The 1,174-nt window shown below is 64.3% G+C and carries 1 protein-coding gene; it reads right to left on the reverse strand.

Annotated elements, in window-relative coordinates; genetic code table 11:
• Positions 1-1,174: amino acid adenylation domain-containing protein (locus tag Manayef4_RS03065; RefSeq protein ID WP_139139983.1), on the reverse strand; the 1,174-nt coding region annotated here is incomplete at both ends.

The raw sequence follows: 1,174 nt of genomic DNA on the forward strand, positions 1-1,174 counted from the left end.
TTCACCTGCGCATCAACCCGCCCCACATACACCAACACACCATCACCCCGCCACCGCACCAAATCCCCCGTCCGATACATCCGCTCCCCAGACCCAGAAAACGGACACGCCACAAACCGCTCCCCCGTCAACGACGARCGACCCACATACCCACGCGCCAACCCCACACCAGCGATATACAACTCCCCCACCACCCCCGGCGGAACCGGCCGCAGAAAACCATCCAACACAAACAACCGAACATTCCAGATCGGCCCCCCGATCGGCACCACCCCCGACACCCCCGGCGGACACGCCCAGAACGACACATCCACCGACGCCTCAGTCGGACCATAAAGATTATGCAACCCCACCCCCGGCAACACCCCCTGAAACCGCTCCACCAACTCGCCCGGCAAAACCTCACCACTACACACCACCCGCCGAAGCCCCCCACACAAAGCCGCACCCTCCTCATCCAGAAACAACCCCAGCATCGACGGCACAAAATGCACCGTCGTCACCCGCTCAGCCACCACCAGATCCACCAGATAACGCGGATCACGATGACCACCAGGCCGCGCCACCACCAGACACGCACCCGTAACCAGCGGCCAGAAAAACTCCCACACCGACACGTCAAACCCCGACGACGTCTTCTGCAGAACCCGGTCATCACCACCCAACCCATACTCACCCTGCATCCACAACAACCGGTTCACAATCCCCCGATGCGACACCACCACCCCCTTCGGCACACCCGTCGACCCCGACGTATACATCACATACGCCGGACACCCCGGCCGCACCACAACACCAGGAGACGTCCCCGGACAATCCCGCACCWCCCCACCGTCATCCACCATCAGCCGCACAGCCGKATGCTCCGGCAAACCCCCCACCGTCTCCGCCGTACACAACACCACCACCGGATCYGCATCAGCCAACATCAACCCCACCCGCGACGCCGGATACTCCGGATCAACCGGCAGATAYGCACCCCCCGCCTTCACCACCGCCAACAACGCCACCACCAACTCCACCGACCGCGCCACCGCCACCGCCACCACCCGCTCCGCACCCACCCCCAACCCCACCAAACGCCACGCCAACCGATTCGCCGCCACCTCCAACTCCCCATACGACACCACCCGCCCCTCACACACCAACGCCACCGCACCCGGACTCCGCCGCA

This window comes from Frankia sp. CgMI4, from assembly GCF_001756285.1.
In the GTDB taxonomy this organism is placed as follows: Bacteria; Actinomycetota; Actinomycetes; order Frankiales; family Frankiaceae; genus Frankia; species Frankia casuarinae.